Source organism: Pseudovibrio sp. WM33, assembly GCF_001623165.1.
Classification (GTDB): Bacteria; Pseudomonadota; Alphaproteobacteria; order Rhizobiales; family Stappiaceae; genus Pseudovibrio.
Window position 1 is genome coordinate 1 of sequence record NZ_LMCK01000131.1, and the last position, 24,485, is coordinate 24,485.

A 24,485-nucleotide genomic window follows, 5' to 3' on the forward strand; every position below is an offset into this window, starting at 1 on the left:
AATGATGATGCCGGATCAATTTTGAACGCTCATTGACACCCTAAGAAGCTGAAATTGTGAGAAAAGAGAGGCTCCTTACAAAACCGGTAGCACCTACTGTTTATTCCTATTCAGATCTGCTAGGCATTTTTACGAGGAACACACTGGACTGCGGAGCCACTGAATGCTTGAAGACCTTCAAACCCCTTGCCTTTTGCTTGATGAAACCGCAATGCGCCGAAACATCAAAGGCATGGCAGACAGGTTCAAACAGATCGGCGTTCCGCTGCGCCCACACCTCAAGACAGCCAAATCCATCGATGTCGCCCGGATACTGCAAGAGCACGGCGCAGACCGCTGGACCGTCTCAACGCTGAAGGAAGCAGAGTACTTTTCCTCCTTTGGCCTCAAAGATATCCTCTATGCCGTCTCCATCATCCCGCAGAAGATGGAACGCATCATGCACCTCAACCGCGCAGGCGCTCAAATGTCCATCTGTCTGGACAGTACCGAGATGGCAAAACACCTTTCTACCATGACACTGGATGGCCCGAAGCCCCGCGTCTATCTGGAGGTCGATGTAGACGGTCACCGCACCGGCGTGCAGGCAGATCAACAGCGCGCGGTAGATGTCGCCAGATTACTTGCAAACGCATCTAACGTGGAGTTCGCCGGCGTTATGGCCCACGGCGGCGGTGTGAGTTATGCAGCAAACGGCAAGCAGGAACTGGAAGCCGCAGCGGAACAGGAGCGCACAGCAACGCTTGCCGTTAAAGACGCTATTCTGGAAGCAGGCCTACCCTGCCCGCAAGTCAGCATCGGCTCCACCCCAACAGCCCTCTTCGGAACATCATTTGACGGAGTTTCTGATGTCCGCGCAGGTGTTTACGTGTTTCAGGATGTGTTTCAGGCCAATCTTGGCATGTGCGCGATGGAAGATGTGGCCGCAACTGTACTCACCAGCATCATCAGCCATGCTCCACACCTCAACCGTATCGTCGTAGATGCTGGCGGACTGGCACTCTCCAAAGACCGCTCCTGCGCAAGCCAAAGCAATGACTGCGGTTTCGGCCTGCTAAGCGATGCAGACGGACACATCGACCCGCTGCTCTACGTGCAAGGTGTCAGCCAGGAGCATGGCTACATCACCACCAGAGACGGAAGCCCTCTTCCCTTCGAGCTGTACCCTCTGGGATCACAGCTCCGTGTTCTGCCCAACCATTCTTGCATGACTGTCGCCGCCTATGAAGGGTACCATATGATCGATGGAGACCATGAAGGAGAGTGGTGGCCGCGCTGTAACAGGTGGTAGGTCAACCCGTTCCATCAATTATATCGGTCACATCTCATTGAGCCCTACAGATTGTCGCACTAGGAAATTGATTGGCAAAAGTTTTTTCCAATTACGGCCCTCTGAATCTCCCGTGGATATCACCGTTTACCAATCAAGGTTTGTGGTGAAATTGAGTCTTTTTGGCCACCTCCAGGTACTGCCTTGAACTGCGAAAGTCGATTTTCCACGCTCACCACTAATATTTCAAACATCGCATATCAGCTATGCAAAATTGACCTACCTACATTATACTTACTATAATGTACTTAGAGCGCGACTAAGTGAAAATGCGGGCGCCCTGTTGCACTGTTTCGCAAACGCACAAAATTCGCGCCTCTAAACATGTAATTTCCTGAGTAAATTCATAGGACTAGAACCATTCCAGACCTCTTCGCAACGCACACAACTTGAGCGAGTTATATCACTACCCACAATTGGCCGCCCAATATCCAAAATGTATGCATTTGTATAATTCTGCCTTGCACGTTTTGCAGGTCTGCCAGCCATTTCGGAATTGACATAAATCAAGATGCGGCCCCACTTGAAGCGTACAGTCAATGTCAACAAGCACTGGACGCAAGGAAGCGTAACTCTCTGCAAGCCTTTGGAATTTACTTGTAGCACCACGCTAAATTGCTCAAATGATGAAGGACCTAAAAATGGGCGTTCACCAGAACATCGATAAAGCTACCGCCGACACTCTTCCTTTTCTGAAAGACGACGGACCCAAGGCTTACGCAGGTTTCAAAAAGGGTGACTGGAACAAAGAAATTGACGTGCGCAATTTCATTCAGCTCAACTACACCCCTTATGAAGGTGCTGACGACTTCCTTGCTGGCCCAACCGCTGCAACAACCAAACTCTGGGACAACGTTCTTGAGTTGATGAAAGAAGAAAACAAGAAAGGCGTTCTCGACGCTGACACTGAAGTTGTTTCTTCTATCGTTTCTCACGCACCAGGCTACATCAACAAAGATCTCGAAAAGATCGTTGGTTTGCAGACCGATGCCCCATTGAAGCGCGCTTTGATGCCTTACGGCGGCCTGAAAATGGCAGCAGCCGCTCTGGAGAGCAATGGTTACAAACTCTCAGAAAAAACCGCTGAGGTCTTCTCTAAGCACCGCAAAACACACAACGACGGTGTGTTCGATCTTTACACTCCGGAAATTCGCCGCGCTCGTTCCGCTGGCATCGTAACCGGCCTTCCAGATGCTTATGGCCGTGGCCGCATCATCGGCGATTACCGCCGCGTTGCGCTGTACGGCATCGACAAGCTGATGGAAGACAAGAAAGCACAACATGCTTCCCTGGACGGCAACGTCCTGAATGAAGAAACACTGCGCCTTCGTGAAGAAATCTCTGAACAGTACCGTTCCCTCGCTGAATTGAAGGAAATGGGCGCGGCACATGGCTGCGACATCAGCCGCCCTGCAGAAAACGCTCGCGAAGCCATTCAGTGGCTTTACCTTGGCTACCTTGCTGCGATCAAAGAGCAGAACGGTGCAGCCATGTCTCTGGGCCGCACAACCACCTTCCTCGACGTGTACATCCAGCGCGATCTGGACAAAGGCGTCATCACGGAAGATGAAGCACAGGAACTGATGGATCACTTCGTCATGAAGCTCCGTATGGTTCGCTTCATGCGTACTCCAGACTACAACGCGCTGTTCTCTGGCGATCCAGTATGGGTAACTGAATCCATCGGCGGCATGGGCATCGATGGCCGGACACTGGTCACCAAAAGCTCCTTCCGTGTTCTGCAGACCCTTGTGAACCTCGGCCCTGCACCAGAACCAAACCTGACCGTTCTGTGGTCCGAGCATATGCCTAAGGGCTTCAAAGACTACTGCTCAAAGATCTCCATTGAGACCTCTTCTGTTCAGTATGAAAATGATGACCTGATGCGTCGTTATTGGGGTGATGACTACGGTATCGCTTGCTGTGTATCTGCAATGCGCATTGGCAAGCAGATGCAGTTCTTCGGTGCACGTGCCAACCTTGCAAAAGCAATGCTTTACGCAATCAACGGCGGCATCGACGAAAAAACTGGCAAACAGGTTGGTCCAAAAGCGCACCCAATCACCGGCGACGTGCTGGAATGGGATGAGCTGGAACCACTTTACGACCAGATGCTCGACTGGATTGCAAAGGTCTACGTTCAGGCGCTGAACTGCATCCACTTCAGCCACGACAAGTACAACTACGAGCGCGTTGAAATGGCGCTGCATGACCGCGATATCCTACGCACCATGGCATGTGGTATTGCTGGCCTGTCCGTTGTTGCTGACAGTATCTCCGCGATCAAAAACGCGAAGGTCAACATCATCCGTAACGACGAAGGTCTCGCAGTTGATTACGAAATTGAGGGTGATTTCCCTTGCTTCGGTAACAACGATGACAGCGTTGATGTGATTGCAGAAGACATCATGAAGAAATTCATGGGTAAGATCCGCAATCAGCCAATGTACCGCAATGCGACACCGACACAGTCTGTTCTGACCATCACATCCAACGTGGTGTACGGTAAGAAGACTGGCTCTACTCCGGATGGACGTAAAGCAGGTGAACCATTTGCACCGGGCGCAAACCCAATGCATGGCCGTGACCAGAAGGGCGCAGTGGCTTCCATGAAGTCTCTCTGCAAACTTCCTTACGAAGACAGCCAGGACGGCATCTCCTACACCTTCTCCATCATCCCGGGCGCACTGGGCAAGGACGAAGCTGAACGGATCGACAACCTGTCCCACCTGCTCGACGGTTACATGCATGACATGGGTCACCACATCAACGTGAACGTGTTCGACCGCAAGACCTTGGAAGATGCGATGGAACATCCTGAACTGTACCCACAGCTCACCGTTCGTGTCTCCGGTTACGCCGTGAACTTCATCAAGCTGACCCGTGAACAGCAGATGGATGTGATCAACCGTACATTCCACGGTCAACGCTAACAGCACTGGGCCAACGGCCAGCGCTTATAACGCCCACCTCTCAATCTCCAAGACAAGGCGCGGGACTCAGTCCCGCGCCTTCTTTGCTGCGACAAATCCGCTGAAACGTCCTCCAATTGCTCAAAATGAGTGCGACAGGAGCGCACATGCACCGAAAATGGATGGCTGCGTTGCACAATTTCATCTTTAAAAACAAGGTCAAAGGCCTTACTTTTAAAGCATTATAAAAAGCAGAAGCGGCCCGAGGAAAAATCCTCACTCCCTATCAAAAACAGGCCGCTCGCAAACAATGATAAAGGACGCCAGCCATGCAAGACACCATGGGCTATGTTCACTCAGTAGAAACAGGCGGAACGGTAGACGGTCCGGGCCTGCGCTACATTGTGTTCACCTCTGGCTGTCCGCTGCGCTGCCTGTACTGCCACAACCCGGACACTCTGAAACTGAAAGCTGGCAAACAATCCTCCGCCTATGAGCTTTTGAAGGACATCTCCACCTACCGCACCTATTTTGAAACTGGTGGCGGCGGCCTGACCGTGAGTGGCGGTGAACCTATGGCACAAAAAGAGTTCCTCAAAACTCTTTTATGGGGCTGTAACCAGATGGGCGTTCACACCACCGTAGACACATCCGGCTACCTGCACGCCAACCTCGATGACGAAACCATCGACATGGCAGACCTCTACCTGCTCGACATCAAGTCCTGGGTACCGGAAACCTACAAGAAGGTCACCGGCGTTGAAGTTGGCCCAACCCTTGAGTTTGCAAAGCGTCTGGAAAAGATGGAAAAAGACGTCTGGATCCGCTTCGTGCTGGTACCGGGCCTCACAGACGCCCCTGAAAATGTTGAAGGCGTCGCAAAGTTCGTCTCCGAGCTTGGCAACGTAAAGCGCGTTGACGTTCTGCCCTTCCACAAAATGGGCGAACACAAATGGCAGTCCATGGGCAAATCCTATCAGCTCAAAGACACCCGCGAGCCTTCAGCTGAAGAAACGGAAGCCGCAAAAGAAACTTTCCGTAAGTACGGATTGGACGTGCACTGAACATCTGCCACGCTTAGGCCACAGGCGCCCCAAAGATACCTGTCGATTACATAGGTTCTCCTGAATTTCAGGAAAAAGTCGCCACAATACCTTCCCAGACTAGCCCTCGAAAACATGGGGGCTTTTTCATGAGTAAACGAGTTATCCTCGGTGGGCTGGCAATGCTCACCGCAAGTGCATCAGTTGCAGATGCAGGCTTTAATCAAAGCAGAGCGGAAAAATTCGCCAAGAAAAACGAAGAGCACATCATCTGCTATTACCTCTACGGTGTGAGCAACCAGAGCAACAAGCAGGACATCGCCAGAGGCGTCATCACAGCCATGGCCTACGCCAAGGGCATGAAAAAGCAGGAAGCCATCTACGCACTCGGCTACGGCTCCGGCAAGATCTCCGCCATTCTGGAAGCCGACCCAGATCACCGCGAAGACCTGATCAAAGAATACAGCAAAGACTGCAAATAGAAAAAAGGCTGCTATCGCATAGATAGCAGCCTTTTGACTTCTCAGCCTCGAAATCCCACTTTACTGAGGTTTTCCGAGCACTTTCAGCACGTCATCCTTGGAAACGGCGCCTTCATATCCCATTTCACTGCGGATATGAGAGACCACCTGAATACGCTCTGCATTGTCCTTGGCAAGCTTGCCAGTACCGTGCCACAAGCTGTTCTCAAAGCCGATCCGCGCATGTCCACCATGACCAAAGGCCAGCGCACCACATGCTGTTTCAGCCCGCCCAAAGGCGCAAAGCATGAACGGGTTATCCTGAGCGATATGAGCTGCAGCATCGCGAGCGCTAAGGAAACCAAGCAAATCACGCGGATCGCTCTCCTGATCCTTAGCATAACGCCCCAGCACATAAAGCTGGCTGCCATACCCGGCCGGAACAACGCCCTCACCCATCAGCAGATCGAGACGAGCCACATCTTCCGGAGCATACAGGATATGCTGAACCGCACGGCCCGCGTCCTTCGCTTCATGATAGAACCGGCGCGCCAGATCCATATCACCGCCCTCTGGCGCCATTTCACGCATGGCAACAGAAACAGCCTCAGGCTCCACAGCGGCAACAACATCATACTGTTCCTGCGCGCTGTACCGACCAACAGCTTCGGTGGTGATCTGAACAGCCAGTTCAGGGCACTTGGCCGTCACTTCAAGGATAAGCTCCTTGTAAAGGCCAGCATCTAGAACATGTTGCCCTTCTGCACCGCGCACATGGGCATGGAGGGCATCCGCGCCCTCCGCTTCCACGTTCACGGCGCAAGCAACGACATCTTCAATCGTCACCGGCAGCTGCGGATGATCCGCTTTGCCACGACGCGCGCCATTCGGTGCACTCATGATGAGCCGTTTTGTCATTAGACAGAAACTCCGACCTGCGTGAAACTCTCTTTCATTGCAAGGCTTAGCTTCTCAACGATCTCGCCGATATGACTGTCATCAATGATGAACGGAGGCGCGAGCAGAATGTGGTCGCCGATTTTTCCGTCAACCGTACCACCCATCGGATAACACATCAGACCAGCCTTCATGGCATTCTGCTTCACTTTCGCATGAAGCTTGAAAGATGGATCCAAAGGCTCTTTCGTGTCGCGATCCTTAACCAGCTCCAGCGCACGGAACAGACCACGCCCGCGAATATCGCCAACATGAGGATGCTGACCAAACTCGTCATGCAGCGCAGCGGAAAGCTTCTCACCCATGGTCCGCACATGCTCCATACGGCCCGGAGCCATCAACTGATCCATAACAGCAGCACCAGCAGCAGCAGCCAGAGAATGCCCCATGTAGGTATGACCATGCTGGAAGAAACCAGAACCTGTCGCGATGGTGTCGTAGATCTCTTTAGAGCACAGCATTGCCCCAAGCGGCTGATAACCAGCGCCGATACCTTTCGCGATAGCAACGATGTCCGGGCGAACCTCATCTTCGTTACACGCGAAGATATGACCGGTGCGGCCCATGCCACACATCACTTCATCCAGCACAAGCAGGATGCCGTACTTGTCACAGATCTCGCGGATACGTTTCAGATAGCCTTTAACAGCCGGAACCGCGCCCATGGTTGCACCAACAACCGGCTCAGCAAAGAACGCAGCGACCTTTTCCGGTCCAACACGCAAAATCTCTTCTTCAAGAAGATTAGCGGAACGCTGCCCGTATTCTTCAAGCGTTTCACTCTCTTCTTTGTAGCGATAGGCGTAACAAGGATCGATATGAGACATTTCGATCAGCAGTGGACCGAACATTTCACGGCGCCACTTGTTGCCACCAGCAGAAAGCGCTCCCAGCGTATTTCCGTGATAGCTCTGCCAACGCGCAATCATATGCGAGCGTTGGTTTTCTCCCTTTTCAACAAAGTACTGCCGTACCAATTTAACAGCAGACTCCATTGCCTCCGATCCACCTGAAACCAGATAGACACGGTCAATGCCTTCAGGAGCTTGGGCCACCAGTTTATCGGCAAGCTCTTCCGCCGGCTCACTGCCAAAAAAGCCAGTGTGAGCGAACGAAAACTTATCCAGCTGGTCCTTAATCGCGTCGATCACTTGTTCATTCGAGTGACCAAGGCAGGAAACCGCGGCGCCTCCGCAGGCGTCAAGGTATCTCTTACCAGTGGAATCAATGAGGTAGCACCCGTCGCCTTTTGCAGCTGTTGGTAGTGTTACACGGGTATTTCTAGGAAAGATGTGGCTCATTTTACAGCCTCCGGGCTGTAGCTCTGTTGTTCGATTGACCGTCCATAGACACGCAAAACTACGCGTGACATTTTGCACAGGCACCACATTGCCTACGTCAAAGTACTTGTCCATAAAAAACTATGAAATATCTCCAGATTGTGATCGTAGGTACCCGCACAAAAGACACTCGAGATATTTTACTACAAATTCCGGCAATAAAATTAGACGGGGTCTTGCTTGAGTAAGCAAAACCCCGTGCACCTAACGTGTAAGTTACTTAGTCACCGAAAGACTCACTCAGTAAAATTTGAGTGGCCTAGAGAACGCCAGAGGCGGTGCGCCGCGTCTGACGAAGTATCCAGTGTGGCTTTTTCTGCGAGAACATCAAAAGCGTCATGATCAGCGTCAGCGCCTCAGCCACAGGCAGGGCGTAAAACACGCTCATCGGCCCAATCACAAACCACAGGACGACAATCAGCAAAAGCGGCATAACCAGAGACCGGGACACCGCAATCAGTGCCGACTGGGTCGCGCAATGCATACCTGTAAAATAGCCGGAGAACGCGATGTTGACACCGTTGAACAGGAAAACAGGCCAGATCACACCAATGATCTCAATCGTCAGCTTCACCGTCGCCTGATCTGCATCTCCAACAAAGGCACTTGCCAGCAACATGGGTTGAAAAATCAATAGACAGGCCAGCAGCAAGCCAACAACGAAGTTGGTCCCAAGGCCAAGCGACAAAAACTGATAAATTCGGCGCGGTTTCCGAGCCCCAAAATTGACACTCACCAGAGGCCCGAGCCCCTCACCCACGCCATAAAACACCATGATGCCGCTGAAAAACAAGTAGTTCACGATAGTGAACGCAGCCACACCTTGGGCACCGATTTCGGTAATCAGGATCCAGTTGAACAGGAACACAACGATACCGCCAGAGCTTTCGTTGATGAACTCAGACAGACCATTATAGGCAGCCGTGTACATCACCCGCCAAGACCCAAAAGGACGCAAAAACCGCAATTTTGCGCTTTTATTGGCAAAATGCAAAAGCAGAAACAACATGCCAGCCTGACTGGCCAGCCCCGTTGCCAGCGCAGCACCCCAAACACCCCATCCCAGATACCCGATCATCCAGGCATCCAGCACAATGTTGACCACTGTGATCATCACCATCCCGGCAAGGGAAAAGTTGGGACGCCCATCAACGCGGACAAAGTGAGACAGTGCGACCGCAAGGCTCAAACCGGGAAAGAACCAGGCAACGGTGAAGATATACGTCTCCACCATCTCAGCAGTCTCCGTGTTTGCACCAAGCATCCGTGCAGCTGTTGGCGTAAAGATAAGCAGCAATGCCGCAAACACCACAGAAAAGGCCAAGACGCTGATCAGCGCCTTCATAAAGATGTTGGAGGCATCTCTTTCCCGCTTCTCACCGATGAACTTGCCAGCCATCACGGCAGCACCAACGGTCAGCATCACCACCACGCCAAAGTAGAGTGCAAACATAGGCGTGATCAGGCTAATCGCAGCCAAAGCCGTCGCGCCAACAAAGTTTCCGACAAAGATGCCATCAACAATACTGGCAGACGCAATGGAAATCATGCCAAGCACAGCAGGAACCGCAAACCGGAAAAACTCTTTCGCCGGATGTCCCTTGGTCATCTGCTCGTTTGCCATTGCCACTGACATGCTTTCCCCTTTGCCTTCGGGAGCGCCCTCCCGCATTTCCGATCAAAATTGAGAAGAATTTGAATTTGAACGATTGATCAACTTGGACATACGCTCAATTTTGTGCTATGTCAAGATTGACCAATTTAAAGAGTTAATCTGGAACGCTATATGGCCTATCTGGCGAAGGAAGAACGCCGCAAAGCAATCATTCTGGCAACACTGGATGTTGTGAAGGAAAATGGGTTTGCTGGCATCACCACCCGGGCAGTCGCCAAGCAACTTGGTGCCGCAACCGGCATTCTTCACCACCACTTTAAATCACTCACAGATTTAAAGTGCGAAGCCCTGCGCTACCTGTCTCAAAAAAACGGCGACAATTGCATCTCGGTCTCCAAAGACCTTCCTCCAACACAAGCCCTACTCCGTCTCATCAGCTTCAATGCAACTCCTCAGGAAAAAGCGGAGACCAGCATATGGATCAGCGCAGCAGATGAAGCCAACAGAGACCCGGAGTTTGCGCGTGTCTACGCTGAAGAAACCAACAAAAGCCATGAATGGATCTGCAACAACCTCAAGGAAGGTGTCCGGTCTGGCGAGTACACCCTCACCTTGCCCGCTGAACTTGTTGCATGGAAACTCATGTCATTGGCCTTCAATCTTTATGACGTGTCCAATCTGCCCGACACAGATCTGACACCAGACATGGCCGTCCAGATCCTTAAGGACGAACTGAAGTCAACACTTGGCCTCGACAGCAAAGACCTTGCGTCTCAGCTGCTTTCAAGCCATTAAGGTGAGACTTGATCACCGCACAACTTCAGAGAGCTTTCATGAAGAAGATCCTCATCCTCAACGGACCGAACCTGAACTTGCTTGGAATGCGCCAGCCAGAAGTTTACGGCTCCACCACGCTTGCAGAGATTGAAGATCAGTGCCGCGCCCACGCAAAACAGCTGGGTGTAGACCTGGAATGCAAGCAGTCCAACCATGAAGGCGAGCTGATCGACTGGATTCACCAGACCCGTCAGACGCGAACCGCAATCGTGCTCAATGCCGGCGCTTACACCCACACGTCAATTGCTATCATGGATGCAATAGCCGGCGTGGAACGTCCTGTGATCGAACTCCATCTCTCAAACATCCATCAGCGAGAAGAGTTCCGCCACACCTCCTATATCTCCAAGGTCGCAAAAGGCATGATCTGCGGCCTGGGCGCTCACGGCTACACATTGGCCATAGACGCCGCCCTACGCGTTCTGGAAGAGGAAGACTAGGCAGAGTAGACACTTGGCGTATGAGCTTACTAAACGCCTGCAGCAGGCCAGCGTAGCTGAGCGGCTTTATCGGGCAAACTCAGATCAAGCGCTCTCTGAGTTCACTTGCCGTTATACTGCGCAACAACCGCAAGCCCCAGAACGGGGTTTCCATCCTCATAGCGCGGCGTGATTTCATCAAGTTCAATCAACGTAAAGCCATTGTCCGCCAGCACCTTGCGTAGATACTCAGCTGAATGGGCAAATCTTCCGCGATTGTTCATCACATATGGTTTTTCTGAAAAAACCTCGTCTGCGGCTGTTTCAGTTGTGAAGATTACCTTACCATTAAGCTCTACATTCTTCGCAAGGCCAGCAACAGCGTCCTCCAGCGCACCAAGATAAACAAATGTATCGCCTGAGATGATTAAGTCCCAGCATTCTTCCCAGTCATTCTGCAGGAACTCAGTTAAGTCCTGCAAGTAAAGATCATCATAAAGATCTTTCTGATCAGCCTTATCAAGCATACCTTCAGAGAGGTCCACTCCAGTCTTATGCAGCGCAAGATCGCCGATTGCCTCAGCACATAATCCAGTACCGCACCCCAAATCCAAAAGGCGATCAAACCTGCCTTCTGTGAACTTACTAACCATCTCCTGAATAATCTGAGGAACCGCATAGTTGAGCTGTTTAGTCAGGTGCTGATCAAAATTGTCTGCATAATTGTCAAAAGTCTTGCTCACGCACTGCTCGGGCACTGTTTCGGGTGTGTAATTCTCATCATTTGATCCAGATGCCAACTGCTCTTGCTCGATAGCACTTAAATCCTGCTCTACATTTTTTAAAGCAAGCAGCTCGGCTTCTTCGGTCTTGCCTGCCTCTTTAAGATCCTGCACTTGGCAGTCGATCAAGAACTTTTTGAGCGCAGCATGTATTGGATTGTCTTCATCGTCTGAATTGAAATTAATATTCATCATCGTGACATGCCTCCACCTAAAGCAAACAAGTTGTTTTGCTTAAAAGTTCTAAATCAAAAAGCATGATGAAGACTTACAGTGCTTGATAAATATCGCTTTGTATTTTTGTCAGGCAGTTTGGAGACACTGTTATCTTGATTGAATCCTATGGGAAATGACAGGCACAGCGTCACACTCCTAGGCCTATGAGTGATTGGCTTTACTGAAAGAGTAAACTCTCCAAATCAGTCATAGTTCTTGGAGCTACGCAGCTTCTTGATGTTGCCGCGCTGTTTCTTACCTTCCATCCGCCGGCGCTTAGAAGCGAGTGTTGGCCGCGTTGCCTTGCGCGTTTTGGGCACATAAGCCGCCTTGCGAATAAGTTCTAGCAATCGCTCCAACGCATCTTCCCTGTTGCGCTCTTGCGTCCGGAAGCGATCAGCCGTCAAAATGACCTCTCCCTTCAGCGTCAAACGTGAGCCCGCAATCTTGCGCAAACGACTCTTCAAGTCATCAGGGAGAGTCGCATTTCCATCCAGATTGAATCGCAATTGCACGGCAGAAGACACTTTATTCACGTTTTGACCGCCCGGTCCGGACGCCCTGATGAAGTCTTCTTTGATGTCGCGTTCCTCAATTGAGTAGCGCTCGTTCACCTTTATTTTTTTACGCTCACTCATCTGGCCCGCCCGTAACACCACGCATGCATAGCATTGATTGAAATAGGAAATTTTACTCTTTGGTCAAAAAACAACCCTTAAAGCAACACTGCACGCTATAATACCAGCCCTTCATATTTGCAAAGTTTTACGCAACAAAACCGCGTTCCACCGCAGGTATAGGCGAACGTATAATGCACGTATATGTTTGATATCGCTTGATTTAGTCAGGTCTTCTACCTAGTCTCAAATCCATATCCTACCAGAGGGTTAAATAATTACGGCGCTCAGCCGAACAAACAATATTCGTCTCAAGCGTTACTGGAGGGGAAATGACAGAGGCTAATATATTGGCGCGGGACGAGATCCAAGAGATCACCGGCCTGACCACAAACAACCTTGATGCCTACTGGATGCCATTTACGGCAAACCGGCAGTTCAAGAAAGATCCACGCCTTCTCGTGAAGGCAAAGGACATGCATTACACCGCCGCCGATGGCCGCCAGATTCTGGACGGTACAGCAGGCTTGTGGTGTTGTAATGCTGGCCATGGACGCCAAAAGATCGTCGAAGCTGTGCAGAAGCAGGTCGCCGAGCTGGATTATGCACCAGCCTTCCAGATGGCACATCCCAAGTCCTTTGAGCTCGCTGCCCGTCTTGCAGCTCTCATGCCAGACCCGTTGAACCACGTGTTCTACACCAACTCCGGCTCCGAGAGTGTTGAAACTGCCCTCAAGATGGCACTGGCCTACCACAAGGCTAAGGGAGAAGGCTCACGAACCCGCCTGATCGGGCGCGAGCGCGGCTATCACGGCGTCAACTTCGGCGGCATCTCCGTCGGTGGCATGGTGGCCAACCGCAAGCAGTTTGGCGCGATGCTGGCTGGTGTTGACCATATGCGCCACACCCACGGCATCGCAGGCAATGAATTCAGTAAAGGTGTGCCGAAAAACGGCATTGAGTATGCTGAAGACCTCATGCGCCTCATCCAGCTCCACGACCCATCCACCATCGCAGCTGTGATTGTGGAACCAGTTGCGGGCTCCGCTGGCGTGATCCTTCCACCAGAGGGCTATCTGAAGCGTCTGCGCGACATCTGTGACGAGCATGGCATCCTGTTGATCTTCGACGAAGTCATCACCGGCTTTGGTCGTCTGGGCACTCCGTTCGGTGTCGATTACTTCGATGTCATCCCAGACCTCGTCACCACGGCTAAAGGCCTCACCAGCGGCGTTGTGCCAATGGGGGCAGTGTTTGCCAGCTCTAAGGTCTATGATGCATTCATGACGGGCCCAGAGCATCTGATCGAGCTGTTCCATGGCTACACCTACTCAGCTCATCCACTCGCCTGTGCAGCTGCTCTGGCAACGCTGGATGTCTACGCTGAAGAGGAGCTGCTTACACGCGGCGCCAAGATGGCACAGTACTGGCAGGACGCACTTCACTCCCTGCGTGACTGCCCGAATGTAATCGATATTCGCAACATCGGCCTGATTGGCGCGATCGAGCTGGAGCCGATTGCAGGTGAGCCAACCAAGCGCGCATTCACCGCCTTCCTGAAAGCTTATGAGAAGAACATTCTCATCCGCACCACAGGCGACACAATCGCAATGTCCCCACCACTCGTCATCTCAGAAAGCGAGATCGACGTACTGGTTGGCACACTACGGGACGTCCTTAAGAACCTGGATTAAGCTCCTGTTTCAGCATGGAATTTCAAAGAGGCGCCCCGGCGCCTCTTTTTACATACCGCAACGTTATAAGTAACTTACATACACACCCTAAAGTTAATCCTTATTAACTTTAACCAGTTCCTGAGCAGCAATTCACCACATATCCCAGCATGCACAACAAAGCCCCTCGCCATAAAACCACGAGACTGATAATGTGCCGCCCGAATTACAAAAGCTCTCATGCATCAGGACTCCCATGCTACCTTCCCGCGACATTTCCCGCCTCATCGAAATCATGAAAGCCCTCAGAACACCTGAGACAGGCTGCCCTTGGGATCTGGAGCAAAACTTCAAAACCATTTCGCCCTACACCATCGAAGAGGCCTATGAAGTTGCCGATGCAATCGAGCGTGAAGACCTGAGTGATCTGAAAGAAGAACTGGGAGACCTGCTCCTTCAGGTCATCTACCACTCCCGCATGGCCGAAGAGGAAGACGCATTCGCCTTTGGCGACGTGGTTGAAGCCATCACCAAAAAGATGATCCGCCGCCACCCGCATGTGTTCGGAGATAACGAGCAAAAAGCAGCGGGCTTCCCGAAAGGCACATGGGATCGCATCAAGGAAGAGGAAAAGCAGGAGCGCAAACAACAACGCGCCGCAATGGGCCTCATTGACCAGATGCCACGCTTTCTGGATGAAGTGCCATCCGCATTCCCAGCCCTGACAGAAGCCGAAAAACTCCAACACCGCGCCTCCAAAGTCGGGTTTGATTGGGGCGCTGCAGAGCCCGTCCTCGACAAGATCAAAGAGGAAGTGGAAGAACTCACCGTTGAAGTCACAGCCAACACGCCAGACCGCAGAAAAATCGAAGACGAACTCGGCGACGTGCTGTTCGCCATCGCCAACCTCGCCCGTCATTTGGAAATCCAGCCAGAAGCCGCCCTCAAACGCACCAACGCCAAGTTCCGCCGCCGCTTCGCCCACATAGAAGACGCAGCAACAGCCGAACAACGCCCGCTCAAAGACCTCTCCCTCGACGAGATGGAAGCTCACTGGCAAGCAGCGAAGAAGTTTGACCCGGCAAGCTAAAAAGCACTCTGTCAGGCGAGCAGATAACACCTCGCCTGATCAGCAACGCGCGCATTAGAGCAACGGGCACGTGTCTGGATTCAGTTCCCGCAGATAACCAGCCTCAAGATAAGGCTGCATCTTGCCCCACTCCTCCAAAACCTCAGCTGCAAACTCCGGATGAGCAGGCCAATCCGCCACATCCACCGGATACTTATTTGCAGGCGCAATCATCTTGATCACCTCTGGCCAATGCCGCTCCAACGTCATCAAATAGCGACGGGACGCGCTCACACTACCAACGGCAATCACGGAGCTAATGACCTCAAAAAGCCCAAGCTCCTTCAAACGCTCAAGTGAGAACGCTACATTCTCACCCGTATTCGTCGCACGGGTCTCCAAAATCATGCGGTGCCTTGGCACACCGCCAGCAACAAGCGCCTCACACATCTCATGCGCCTCAAGCTGCCCTGACGCTGTATACTCACCACCAGTAACCAAAACACGCCCAACAAGCCCATCACGCCACAATTGCGCTGTGACCTGAACCCGCGCCTCAGCACTTCTGTGTGAGCCAAACAGCAAACACAGGTCGGCCCTTCGGATCTCGGTTCTGACAAGCAAATAGCGATTAATCTCAGCGATCAGTTGAGGTGTAGGCTTCAGATGTGAATTGGCTGCGCAGGTCATGACATAACCAGACTAACGGCCAAAACAACAACCAGCAACGCTACACCAAACAATACTCCTTCAAATCCCTCACAAGCAGAAAGGCTGGAAGACTGCGCATAACGCGGGTGCCTACGGCATAATCCCAGCCCACCAACAAAAAAGCCCCACTCGCATGAGCAGGGCTTTCTTGTTTTCATTCATCTCTCAGAGGCAATCAAATCGGTGAGTAACCACCGTCATCATCCTCATCACCGCCTTCTGCAGTTGGCTCTTCAGCCAGCTCCAGCCCGGTCACGAAGTATTTTGCGAAACGTTCCCGGACGCGAGATCGATGGGCATCAGGGACGCGAACAGACAAGCGAATGCCGCCCTCTGTATCGTCACGCGAGAGGATCTCGCAGTTCTGATAGAGCCATGCATGCCCCTGCCCGTCGCTGTGCGGCAGAACCATCGTCACGGTATCCAGCTGCTCAGCCAGACGCGTCTCGATGCGGGCAATCAGATCCTCGATCCCATCACCACTCAGCGCAGAAACCGCAACCGGTCCCTCATCAACCGAGTTACTTTCCAGCAACTTGGCGCGATGTGCCTCGTCCAACATGTCGATCTTGTTATAGACCTCAATGACACGATCACTCTCAGACACTTTAAGACCAAGCATCTCAAGCGTTTCATTCACATCCTGAGACTGCGCCTTGGTGTCCTCATGAGCAATATCGCGCACATGAAGCACAATATCAGCCTGAATAACCTCTTCCAGCGTCGCCCTGAAAGCAGCCACCAGATTGTGCGGCAACTCGGAAATGAAGCCAACCGTGTCTGACAGAATGACCTCACGGCCATGCGGCAGCTTCAAACGGCGAAGCGTCGGATCAAGCGTCGCAAACAGCAGATCCTTGGCAAACACCTCCGCATTGGTCATGCGGTTAAACAGCGTAGATTTGCCTGCATTGGTGTAGCCAACAAAAGCGATGACCGGATGCGGCACTTTCTTACGTGCTTTGCGGTGAAGCTTACGGGTGCGCTGAACCTGCTCCAGATGACCTTTCAGCAGAGTGATACGATCCTGAATGATACGCCTGTCGGCCTCAATCTGTGTCTCGCCCGGGCCACCAACAAAACCAAGACCGCCGCGCTGACGCTCAAGGTGAGTCCAGGACCGCACCAGTCGGGATTTCTGCCAACTCAGGTGAGCAAGCTCGACCTGCAGGCGACCTTCCTTGGTCTGCGCACGTTCACCAAAAATCTCCAGAATAAGACCTGTCCGGTCAATAACCTTGGTGTTCCAGTCTCGTTCCAGATTTCTCTGCTGGATTGGGGTGAGCGGATGATCAACAACAACCAGCTCAATCTCTTCGACATCAATTCGCAAGCGGATCTCTTCCACCTTGCCTGAGCCGAACAGACTTCCCGGTTTTACATTTGCCAATCGAACCAGACTTGAGGAGACAATCTCCAACTCGATTGCAGCTGCTAGTCCAACAGCTTCTTCCAGTCTGGCTTGTGGGCTGCGCTCGGCACCAAAGGGACGCTCAGGAGCACCTTTCCCTCTCGCCAGAGCTCTACTTTGAATAATCGGTACGATGACGAGTGACCGGGTTCCCCGGGTCACTTCGTCTTCGCCGGCCTCAACATTCGCATCGCGTTGCTTGCGGTTCAGACCGGCCTCTTTTTTAGATTGGGGCTTCATCAGCCTCCTGCTTTTTCGCCTTCTTCTTCAGCTGGTTCGAACAGCTGTATAGGGCTATTTGGCATGATTGTTGAGATAGCGTGCTTGTAAACGAGCTGGGAGTGCCCGTCACGACGCAATAATACGCAGAAATTATCGAACCAAGTAACTACACCCTGCAGTTTTACACCATTGATCAAAAAGATTGTCAGTGGCGTCTTCTGCTTCCTGACATGATTTAAAAATGTATCTTGAAGATTTTGAGCGCGGTCAGCCATAACTATTTTTTTCCTGTTCTCAGTGGACACGGCCGCGGCATCCACCATTTACTGTTCCCATCCTCGAAACGGCCAAGTGACACTCACAAACACAAGAGAGATGCCCCAACACTAATAAGGTGCGCCGTCTTTCCTAAGTTCCCTTCAGCAAACACCGGAGGCACTTACCCCCCGGCAACCGTCAGTTTAATCAACTCTGACGCTTCATGGAATGATTTTCTTAAGTCTTGAACGATTGGACCGGGCTTACCATCACCCAAAATTGTTCCATTTACTTTCACGACGGGCATGACAAGCCCCGATGCACTTGTTAAAAATGCCTCTTGCGCACTTTTTGCCTCTTCCAGAGAGAAACCGCGTTCTTCTACGGAAAAGCCTTTCATTTCCGCCAGTTTTAGAACGCCCGCTCCGGTAATTCCTTTTAAGATTCCGTGGGTAGCAGGTCGCGTCACCAAAGTGCCGTTCTTTAGAATTATCCAAGCATTGGTTGAACCGCCTTCAGTTATCAGGCCTTTTTTATCCACAAACCATGCTTCGCGGGCACCAGACTCCTTAGCCTTTTGTTTAGCAAGGACATTAGGCAAAAGACCAACAGTCTTGATATCGACCCGGTCCCAACGATTCTCTTCTACCGTAATGACCCCAACACCCTTGGCCGCAATTTGGTCCATTTTGTGTGACGGCACCGTTTTTGCAGTCATCACAATAGACGGTGGAGTCCCAGCTGGCGGGAAATAATGGTCGCGCGGAGCCACGCCGCGCGTAACCTGCATGTAGATCAAACCGTTTTTCACCCGGTTGAGCGAAATCACTTCCTTCATCACCCGCGTCAAAGCCCCTCGGGACATGGGGGAGGAAATTTGCAACTCACTCAGCGACCGATCCAGCCGGTCCAGATGCGCACTCATGTCAACGATCTGGCCTCTCCAGACCTCACAGACCTCATAAACGCCATCAGAGAACTGGTAGCCCCGGTCCTCCACATGCACGGCTGCATGAGAATGTGGCACATATTGTCCATTTACGTAGGCAACACGGCTCATCAGCCTCTCCTGTTCAGGATCATTCAACAGGTTATATCTAAGGGCATTTACTGAATACTATCAAGTGGCTAACAGCAGATAAAACTAGATATTTCCAAGTGGGATCACTGAGAAAACCTGAGCTTCCGTTTTAGGGAGCTAAAACCAACCTGCTATCCGGGCGTTTAAGCCAGAAATACTTAAAATCACAGGTTTATAGGCGGGAAGAAAAAACAAAGACCACGACGCCTCTGCTGGCCAGTCGCGAACAGTCGCGCTTCAGGCTTAACGGCTTGATGTTCCGGCGCTCTCGTATGAAAGTGCCGGAACCATGTAACAAAACCAGCTCTAGAAGAATTCCAGCGACACACGGAACATCTGCTCCACCTGACGCACCTTGTCTGCAATAGCAAAAATCACAACGCGGTCATGGGCCTGAATACTCTCATCGCCGCGCGGTGTTACCACTTTGCCATCACGTAAAATTCCACCGATACGAATGCCTTCTGCAAGCTCCACCTCACGTAGGGGACGTCCAACAAGCGGGGAAGTATCCAGCGCCTCAGCCTCAATCACCTCAGCAGCACCATTTTGCAGCGCATGAACTGCCCGAATACGGCCACGGCGCACATGCTGCAAAATCTTGGAAATCGTCACCTGACGCGGGTTCACAAAGGCATCAATGCCCAAAGCATGCGCAAAAGCAGGATAACTGGTGTTGTTCAGCAAGGAAAGGTTCCGCTCACAGCCCATTTTCTTGGCCATAACGCAGGACAGGATGTTCACCTCATCCTCATTGGTCAGCGCCACCATCATGTCGGAATCTTCGACATCCGCTTCCTGCAACATCACCTGATCCAGCGCACTGCCATGCAACACCACAGTTCTGCGCAGTTCATCCGCAATACGAATAGCGCGATCACGCGAATGCTCGATAATTTTTACTTTGGTTCTGCTTTGCTTTTCCTCAAGACGGCGAGCAACGTAAGCACCAATGTTACCACCACCAGCAATAAGAACACGCTTGGCCTCAGGTTCTTCATGACCGAAGATGCTCAGCGTACGACGCACCTGACCACGCTCACAGCACACATAAACCAAATCCCCTTCCCGCATCATATCGGAGCTGTGCGGAACAAAGACCTTGCCTTCACGCGCGATACCAACAACCACAGCTGACAGATCCGGGAACAACTCGGTCAACTGGCGCAGTGGCGTATCCAGCACCGGACAATCACCACCACAGTCGATCCCGACGATGATCATGTTATCATCCGCAAAGCGCACCGTTTCCATGGCACCTGGCAGCGACAAGCGCCTTAGGATCATCTCACCCACTTCGATTTCAGGAGAAATGATCACGTCAATTGGCATGTTATCGCGCGAAAACAGATTGCGGTAATGGGACTGCAAATAGCTTTGCGCACGCACACGCGAAACCTTGATCGGCACGTTAAACAAAGAGTGTGCCACCTGACACGCAACCATGTTGATCTCGTCATACAAGGTCACGGCAATAATCATATCAGCCTGATCAGCACCAGCCTGCGCCAGCACATCCGGATGCGCACCATGGCCAATAAAGCCGCGCACATCCAGCGTGTCACGAATGGCATGAACCAGCTGTGGGCTGGTATCAATCACAGAAACGTCGTTCTGCTCCGCTGCAAGTTTTTCGGCGATACCGTACCCAACCTGTCCGGCGCCACAAATTACAACCTTCATAATTCAGTCCTTTGCTCCACCTCAAAGCTCACCAATCAGGTGAGACCAAGAGACTTGAGCTTTCGGTGCAATGCTGACCGTTCCATACCAATATATTCAGAGGTACGCGAGATATTACCGCCAAAACGCTTAACCTGTGCTTGCAGATATTCACGTTCAAACTGTTCCCGCGCTTCACGAAGTGGCAAGGACATCAGCTCTTCACCGCCAGAAGACCCCGGCATGCTTGGCACAGTCGATGCCACCTCAGCAGGCAGAAGATCCGCTGTAATCACAGCTTCTGAATCAGCCCGTGTCAGGATCATCAAACGTTCAACATTGTTGCGCAGCTGGCGCAGGTTCCCCGGCCAGTCATGGGTTTGCAGCACAGCCATCGCATCCTCACCAATCCGGCGCATTGGCAGACCAGTGGAGTTAGAAATCTGCTTCATGAAGAAATGGATCAGCTGAGGAATATCCTCACGGCGCTCTTCAAGCGCAGGCACACGCAGCGGTACAACAGCCAGACGGTGATAAAGGTCCTCACGGAACAATCCTTCCGCAATCCGGTTTTCCAGATTGTAGCCACTGGAAGACAAGAGACGCACATCCACCTTCACTTTGTTGTGGCCACCCAGACGGGTGAAGGTCTGATCCACCAGCACACGCAGAATTTTATTCTGCGTCTCCAGCGGCATATCGGCAATCTCATCCAGATAGATGGTCCCGCCATGCGCCTCTTCAAGCGCGCCCACCTTGCGCGGTGTGGAGTCAGTCTCTTCAATGCCGAAGAGCTCCTCTTCCATCCGCTCCGGCGTGATGTTCGCAGCAGAAAGCACCACAAACGGAGACTTAGCCCGTGGAGAAGCCTCGTGGATCGTCCGCGCAACGGTCTCCTTGCCAGAACCAGACGGCCCGGTGATCATCACACGGCTGTTGGTCAGACAAATACGCTCAATCGTCATGCGCAGGTTATTGATTGAGGACGAACTGCCCACCAGATTGGAAACGTCACCAGCACGCTGCTTCAGTTCCTTGATCTCGCGCTTCATGGAAGAAGCTTCCAGCGCGCGCTCGGTGATCAGAACCAGCTTGTCTGCCTTAAACGGCTTCTCAATGTAATCGTAGGCGCCTTTTTTGATCGCAGAAACCGCTGTCTCCACGTTGCCGTGACCAGAAATGATCACAACAGGCAGGTCAGGGTTTTCTTTCTTGATCACCTCAAGCACTTCAAGCCCGTCAAGCTTGCTGCCCATGAGCCAGATATCAAGAATAATCAAAGAGGGACGACGGTCCGCAATCGCAGCCAACGCCGCATCACTGTTGCCAGCGGTACGGGTATTATAGCCGTCATCCTCTAAAATTCCGGCGATCAGCTCACGAATATCTGCTTCATCATCAACAATCAGAATGTCACTTGCCACGGCTTATCACCACCATTCTTACGTTACATTTTCAGTGAAGGAAGGAACATCAAAACTGCGCAAAGTCAGCCGAACCATGGCACCATGCCCGCCCTCGGCAACAGATGGCGCATCCAGCAGTTCAATTCCACCCCCATGATCTTCCATAATTTTCCGCACAATCGCGAGCCCAAGGCCGGTGCCCTTTTCACGGGTCGTCATATACGGCTCCAAAAGCCGCGTGCGGTGCTCAGTTGGAAGGCCAATCCCGTTATCAATCACATCAATCGTGAGAACCGGACCTTCCCTATAAAGTTTCACCAGAACAGAGCCCTGCTCCGGATTTTCTTCGCTCGCCAGATAAGCCTCAACAGCTTCCGACGCATTCTTGATCACATTACCAACAGCCTGCCCAACCAGGCGGCTGTCAAATGTTGCCCGTACAGCCTCATCCGGCACATCGGTTTCAAAGTGAACCTGAGAATTGGCAACAGAAACCATAAAGGTGGACTCGCGCACCACGGAGCGCAGATCAGCCTCTTCCATCTTTGGCTTCGGCATACGCGCAAACGAGGAGAACTCATCAACCATACGGCCAATATCCCCCACCTGACGAATGATCGTATCCACGCATTGGTCAAACACCTTACGGTCATCATCTTCAATACGCTTGCCATAACGGCGACGGATACGCTCAGCAGAAAGCTGGATCGGCGTCAGCGGGTTCTTAATCTCATGCGCAATACGGCGGGCAACATCCGCCCAGGCCGAGTTACGTTGAGCCGCAACAAGGTCGGTGATATCGTCCAGCGTCACCACAAAACCATGCTCAGAACGGGTCGCTTCCTCAGTCGTCACACGCACATTCACAGTGCGCTCACGCCCCTTACGCATGATGGCAACCTGCGCCACCTGTGAGCCACTGGAGCTTTCTTCAAGCGCTTTCGACACAACCTCTTGCACCTCTGGAAGATTGTCGTAGATCGGTTTTTCCAGAAGCTCGTTTTCATCCTGACTGAGAAGTCGTGTTGCTGAGCGATTGACCATGGTCACGTCGCCCTCATCATCAATCCCGATTACGCCAGAGGACACGCCAGACAGCACGGCTTCACTGAAGCGACGACGTCGGTCAATCTGGTCATTTGCAGCCAGCAGCGCATCCCGCTGCCCACGCAGCTGACCCGTCATGTTGTTAAAGGTCCGCCCAAGGCTCTCAAGGTCACCACTCGCCTTTGCAGCTTCAACCTCAACATAATAATTGCCTTTGGAAACCTGATCTGCAGCGCCAATAAGGTTACGGATCGGCAACACAAGCTGGTTGGCAAACCCAAAGCCCACCCAGATGGAGGAGAGCAACAGCACAAGCGCCACGCCCACATAAACAAGGGCAAACGCCAGTTGAACACCAAAGCGTCGCTGTTCCAGCTCCGCATATTCATTGACACCAGCTTCCGCCAGACGCTGATATTCAACCACCCGAGGATCAAGCGCACGGGTCACATAAAGATAAAGATCATCAAAAGCGGACAGCTTAATCACGCCGCCCACAAGGTTGGAAACGCCCGGTGCAATCAAAACCGGAGCCCCATCCTTAGCCTGGTTCATCGCCACTTGCGGCGGCAGCAAGGGCTCCACCTTCGGGTCGCGCAGCACCCGCATTACAACGGTGCCGTCATTTTTCAGAACATAAGCCCCTAGCAAGCCACGGACCCAGGTCTGGGTCTCAAAAAAACGGTCAAACCGAGTGGGATCATAAAAATAAGAGTTACGGTTCAGATCCACATCACTGGCCATGCCAATCAGCGTGGACCGCAGCGAGTTTCCGTGCTCCTGAACATAAGCGGCCGCAACCGACTGGGCATTGGTGATGATATTGCGCGTTCTTGTCTCAAACCAGCGATCAAGCCCCTGATCCAGCGTAATCGTTGCCACCACAGCAACAATAAACGCGGGCAGTGCAGCCACCAGCGAGAACATAGTCACAATGCGCACATGAAGCCGGGCCGCAGCACGCCCACGGCGCCGCGCCTGCAACAGCTTCACAAGCTCAAAGATGATCAAGCCGATAAGCAGGAACACCAGTGCGCCATTAAATCCAAGCGCAATGTAAACAACCGTTTCAGAAGGAACGATAGGCGTCACGCCCATCAGCACCAGAAAGGAAACCCCGATGGAACACAGCGCCAGCAACACCACGGAAAGGCCAAACATGCGAGACTTGCGGCCTTTCGCATCAAGCTTTGGGGTATGTTCTTCTGCTTTTGACTTGAAAATCATGAAACGCGAACCTGCGCACCTGCGATAACTTTATTAATATTGGAAACAGACTATTAGCACGAATTGTTGCCAAAATGCGACAATGGGTTTTATTAGTCACACTCTTGATGGGGAAAACCGAAAAGTCCACAGGTCAAAATAAGCATGCAGTGCACAACTCAAACGCACCTTCACCCCATTAAACGCAAA

The 24,485-nt window shown here is 52.1% G+C and carries 20 protein-coding genes; 8 read left to right on the forward strand and 12 right to left on the reverse strand.

Annotated features, from left to right (window positions below; genetic code table 11):
* The first annotated feature begins 163 nt into the window (after window positions 1-163).
* The 4 genes from PsWM33_RS23280 to PsWM33_RS23295 all read left to right on the forward strand — a co-directional run bounded on the left by PsWM33_RS23280 (window position 164) and on the right by PsWM33_RS23295 (window position 5,767).
* Window positions 164-1,291, forward strand: coding sequence for an alanine racemase (locus PsWM33_RS23280; RefSeq protein ID WP_063290859.1), 1,128 nt, complete (start codon window positions 164-166; stop codon window positions 1,289-1,291).
* 680 nt (window positions 1,292-1,971) lie between these two features.
* Window positions 1,972-4,263 (forward strand): formate C-acetyltransferase, encoded by a 2,292-nt coding sequence (pflB, locus tag PsWM33_RS23285; protein WP_208994720.1) that lies wholly within the window; start codon window positions 1,972-1,974, stop codon window positions 4,261-4,263.
* A gap of 308 nt (window positions 4,264-4,571) precedes the next feature.
* Entirely contained in the window at window positions 4,572-5,306 is a 735-nt protein-coding gene (gene pflA / locus PsWM33_RS23290) for a pyruvate formate-lyase-activating protein (protein ID WP_057466240.1), read from the forward strand.
* Window positions 5,307-5,434: 128 nt separating this feature from the next.
* Complete coding sequence (locus PsWM33_RS23295; protein WP_063296967.1) at window positions 5,435-5,767, forward strand: hypothetical protein; 333 nt, start codon at window positions 5,435-5,437, stop codon at window positions 5,765-5,767.
* A 60-nt stretch (window positions 5,768-5,827) separates the two neighbouring features.
* On the opposite strand, the gene PsWM33_RS23300 is transcribed toward PsWM33_RS23295, so the two are convergent.
* The 3 genes from PsWM33_RS23300 to PsWM33_RS23310 form a co-directional block, all read right to left on the reverse strand.
* Window positions 5,828-6,664, reverse strand: coding sequence for a 3-keto-5-aminohexanoate cleavage protein (locus tag PsWM33_RS23300; RefSeq protein ID WP_063296968.1), 837 nt, complete (start codon window positions 6,662-6,664; stop codon window positions 5,828-5,830).
* The gene (locus PsWM33_RS23305) at window positions 6,664-8,004 is read right to left on the reverse strand and encodes an aspartate aminotransferase family protein (protein WP_063301799.1); all 1,341 of its coding nucleotides are present in this window, start codon (window positions 8,002-8,004) and stop codon (window positions 6,664-6,666) included. Before PsWM33_RS23305 ends, PsWM33_RS23300 begins: the two co-directional genes overlap by 1 nt.
* A gap of 298 nt (window positions 8,005-8,302) precedes the next feature.
* A complete protein-coding gene (locus PsWM33_RS23310; RefSeq protein WP_063301827.1) occupies window positions 8,303-9,679 on the reverse strand; it encodes an MATE family efflux transporter in 1,377 nt (458 codons plus the stop codon).
* A 150-nt stretch (window positions 9,680-9,829) separates the two neighbouring features.
* Between PsWM33_RS23310 and PsWM33_RS23315 the strand changes: the two genes are divergently transcribed.
* Window positions 9,830-10,453: a TetR family transcriptional regulator C-terminal domain-containing protein gene (locus PsWM33_RS23315; protein WP_063301800.1), complete on the forward strand. Its 624-nt coding sequence runs from the start codon at window positions 9,830-9,832 to the stop codon at window positions 10,451-10,453.
* A gap of 38 nt (window positions 10,454-10,491) precedes the next feature.
* Window positions 10,492-10,935: a type II 3-dehydroquinate dehydratase gene (gene aroQ, locus PsWM33_RS23320; RefSeq protein ID WP_063301801.1), complete on the forward strand. Its 444-nt coding sequence runs from the start codon at window positions 10,492-10,494 to the stop codon at window positions 10,933-10,935.
* Between the two features lie 101 nt (window positions 10,936-11,036).
* On the opposite strand, the gene PsWM33_RS23325 is transcribed toward aroQ, so the two are convergent.
* Both PsWM33_RS23325 and arfB read right to left on the reverse strand, forming a co-directional pair.
* Entirely contained in the window at window positions 11,037-11,891 is an 855-nt protein-coding gene (locus PsWM33_RS23325; RefSeq protein WP_063301802.1) for a class I SAM-dependent DNA methyltransferase, read from the reverse strand.
* A 224-nt stretch (window positions 11,892-12,115) separates the two neighbouring features.
* Entirely contained in the window at window positions 12,116-12,550 is a 435-nt protein-coding gene (gene arfB / locus PsWM33_RS23330) for an alternative ribosome rescue aminoacyl-tRNA hydrolase ArfB (RefSeq protein WP_063301803.1), read from the reverse strand.
* A 311-nt stretch (window positions 12,551-12,861) separates the two neighbouring features.
* On the opposite strand from arfB, the gene PsWM33_RS23335 reads away from it, so the two are divergent.
* Together PsWM33_RS23335 and mazG are read left to right on the forward strand one after the other, a co-directional pair.
* Complete coding sequence (locus PsWM33_RS23335; protein ID WP_063301804.1) at window positions 12,862-14,223, forward strand: aspartate aminotransferase family protein; 1,362 nt, start codon at window positions 12,862-12,864, stop codon at window positions 14,221-14,223.
* Between the two features lie 235 nt (window positions 14,224-14,458).
* On the forward strand, window positions 14,459-15,292 hold the full coding sequence (gene mazG / locus PsWM33_RS23340) for a nucleoside triphosphate pyrophosphohydrolase (protein WP_063301805.1): 834 nt from the start codon (window positions 14,459-14,461) through the stop codon (window positions 15,290-15,292).
* Between the two features lie 54 nt (window positions 15,293-15,346).
* Here mazG and PsWM33_RS23345 read toward each other — a convergent pair whose 3' ends face one another.
* The 7 genes from PsWM33_RS23345 to PsWM33_RS23375 all read right to left on the reverse strand — a co-directional run bounded on the left by PsWM33_RS23345 (window position 15,347) and on the right by PsWM33_RS23375 (window position 24,296).
* Window positions 15,347-15,961 carry a YdcF family protein gene (locus PsWM33_RS23345; RefSeq protein ID WP_063301806.1) on the reverse strand — a complete coding sequence of 205 codons (615 nt, stop codon included), beginning with the start codon at window positions 15,959-15,961 and terminating at the stop codon, window positions 15,347-15,349.
* A 196-nt stretch (window positions 15,962-16,157) separates the two neighbouring features.
* Window positions 16,158-17,633 carry a GTPase HflX gene (hflX, locus tag PsWM33_RS23350; protein WP_063290868.1) on the reverse strand — a complete coding sequence of 492 codons (1,476 nt, stop codon included), beginning with the start codon at window positions 17,631-17,633 and terminating at the stop codon, window positions 16,158-16,160.
* Window positions 17,633-17,890: an RNA chaperone Hfq gene (gene hfq, locus PsWM33_RS23355; protein ID WP_008546823.1), complete on the reverse strand. Its 258-nt coding sequence runs from the start codon at window positions 17,888-17,890 to the stop codon at window positions 17,633-17,635. Before hfq ends, hflX begins: the two co-directional genes overlap by 1 nt.
* Window positions 17,891-18,054: 164 nt before the next feature.
* On the reverse strand, window positions 18,055-18,933 hold the full coding sequence (locus PsWM33_RS23360; protein ID WP_063301807.1) for a D-amino-acid transaminase: 879 nt from the start codon (window positions 18,931-18,933) through the stop codon (window positions 18,055-18,057).
* 327 nt (window positions 18,934-19,260) lie between these two features.
* Complete coding sequence (trkA, locus tag PsWM33_RS23365) at window positions 19,261-20,637, reverse strand: Trk system potassium transporter TrkA (RefSeq protein ID WP_063301808.1); 1,377 nt, start codon at window positions 20,635-20,637, stop codon at window positions 19,261-19,263.
* Between the two features lie 35 nt (window positions 20,638-20,672).
* Window positions 20,673-22,040, reverse strand: a complete 1,368-nt coding sequence (ntrX, locus tag PsWM33_RS23370) for a nitrogen assimilation response regulator NtrX (RefSeq protein ID WP_063301809.1) — start codon at window positions 22,038-22,040, stop codon at window positions 20,673-20,675.
* A gap of 18 nt (window positions 22,041-22,058) precedes the next feature.
* The gene (locus PsWM33_RS23375) at window positions 22,059-24,296 is read right to left on the reverse strand and encodes a sensor histidine kinase NtrY-like (protein WP_057466221.1); all 2,238 of its coding nucleotides are present in this window, start codon (window positions 24,294-24,296) and stop codon (window positions 22,059-22,061) included.
* Window positions 24,297-24,485: the final 189 nt, after the last annotated feature.

What these genes read in the sequence shown, in the direction of transcription:
- PsWM33_RS23310 (WP_063301827.1), bottom strand. Translation starts at nt 9,679, where the DNA reads ATGTCAGTGGCAATGGCAAACGAGCAGATGACCAAGGGACATCCGGCG.
- pflA (WP_057466240.1), top strand. Translation starts at nt 4,572, where the DNA reads ATGCAAGACACCATGGGCTATGTTCACTCAGTAGAAACAGGCGGAACG.
- PsWM33_RS23375 (WP_057466221.1), bottom strand. Translation starts at nt 24,296, where the DNA reads ATGATTTTCAAGTCAAAAGCAGAAGAACATACCCCAAAGCTTGATGCG.
- hflX (WP_063290868.1), bottom strand. Translation starts at nt 17,633, where the DNA reads ATGAAGCCCCAATCTAAAAAAGAGGCCGGTCTGAACCGCAAGCAACGC.
- PsWM33_RS23360 (WP_063301807.1), bottom strand. Translation starts at nt 18,933, where the DNA reads ATGAGCCGTGTTGCCTACGTAAATGGACAATATGTGCCACATTCTCAT.
- trkA (WP_063301808.1), bottom strand. Translation starts at nt 20,637, where the DNA reads ATGAAGGTTGTAATTTGTGGCGCCGGACAGGTTGGGTACGGTATCGCC.
- PsWM33_RS23325 (WP_063301802.1), bottom strand. Translation starts at nt 11,891, where the DNA reads ATGATGAATATTAATTTCAATTCAGACGATGAAGACAATCCAATACAT.
- pflB (WP_208994720.1), top strand. Translation starts at nt 1,972, where the DNA reads ATGGGCGTTCACCAGAACATCGATAAAGCTACCGCCGACACTCTTCCT.
- PsWM33_RS23315 (WP_063301800.1), top strand. Translation starts at nt 9,830, where the DNA reads ATGGCCTATCTGGCGAAGGAAGAACGCCGCAAAGCAATCATTCTGGCA.
- PsWM33_RS23305 (WP_063301799.1), bottom strand. Translation starts at nt 8,004, where the DNA reads ATGAGCCACATCTTTCCTAGAAATACCCGTGTAACACTACCAACAGCT.
- aroQ (WP_063301801.1), top strand. Translation starts at nt 10,492, where the DNA reads ATGAAGAAGATCCTCATCCTCAACGGACCGAACCTGAACTTGCTTGGA.
- PsWM33_RS23335 (WP_063301804.1), top strand. Translation starts at nt 12,862, where the DNA reads ATGACAGAGGCTAATATATTGGCGCGGGACGAGATCCAAGAGATCACC.
- PsWM33_RS23295 (WP_063296967.1), top strand. Translation starts at nt 5,435, where the DNA reads ATGAGTAAACGAGTTATCCTCGGTGGGCTGGCAATGCTCACCGCAAGT.
- PsWM33_RS23280 (WP_063290859.1), top strand. Translation starts at nt 164, where the DNA reads ATGCTTGAAGACCTTCAAACCCCTTGCCTTTTGCTTGATGAAACCGCA.
- mazG (WP_063301805.1), top strand. Translation starts at nt 14,459, where the DNA reads ATGCTACCTTCCCGCGACATTTCCCGCCTCATCGAAATCATGAAAGCC.
- hfq (WP_008546823.1), bottom strand. Translation starts at nt 17,890, where the DNA reads ATGGCTGACCGCGCTCAAAATCTTCAAGATACATTTTTAAATCATGTC.
- PsWM33_RS23300 (WP_063296968.1), bottom strand. Translation starts at nt 6,664, where the DNA reads ATGACAAAACGGCTCATCATGAGTGCACCGAATGGCGCGCGTCGTGGC.
- PsWM33_RS23345 (WP_063301806.1), bottom strand. Translation starts at nt 15,961, where the DNA reads ATGACCTGCGCAGCCAATTCACATCTGAAGCCTACACCTCAACTGATC.
- arfB (WP_063301803.1), bottom strand. Translation starts at nt 12,550, where the DNA reads ATGAGTGAGCGTAAAAAAATAAAGGTGAACGAGCGCTACTCAATTGAG.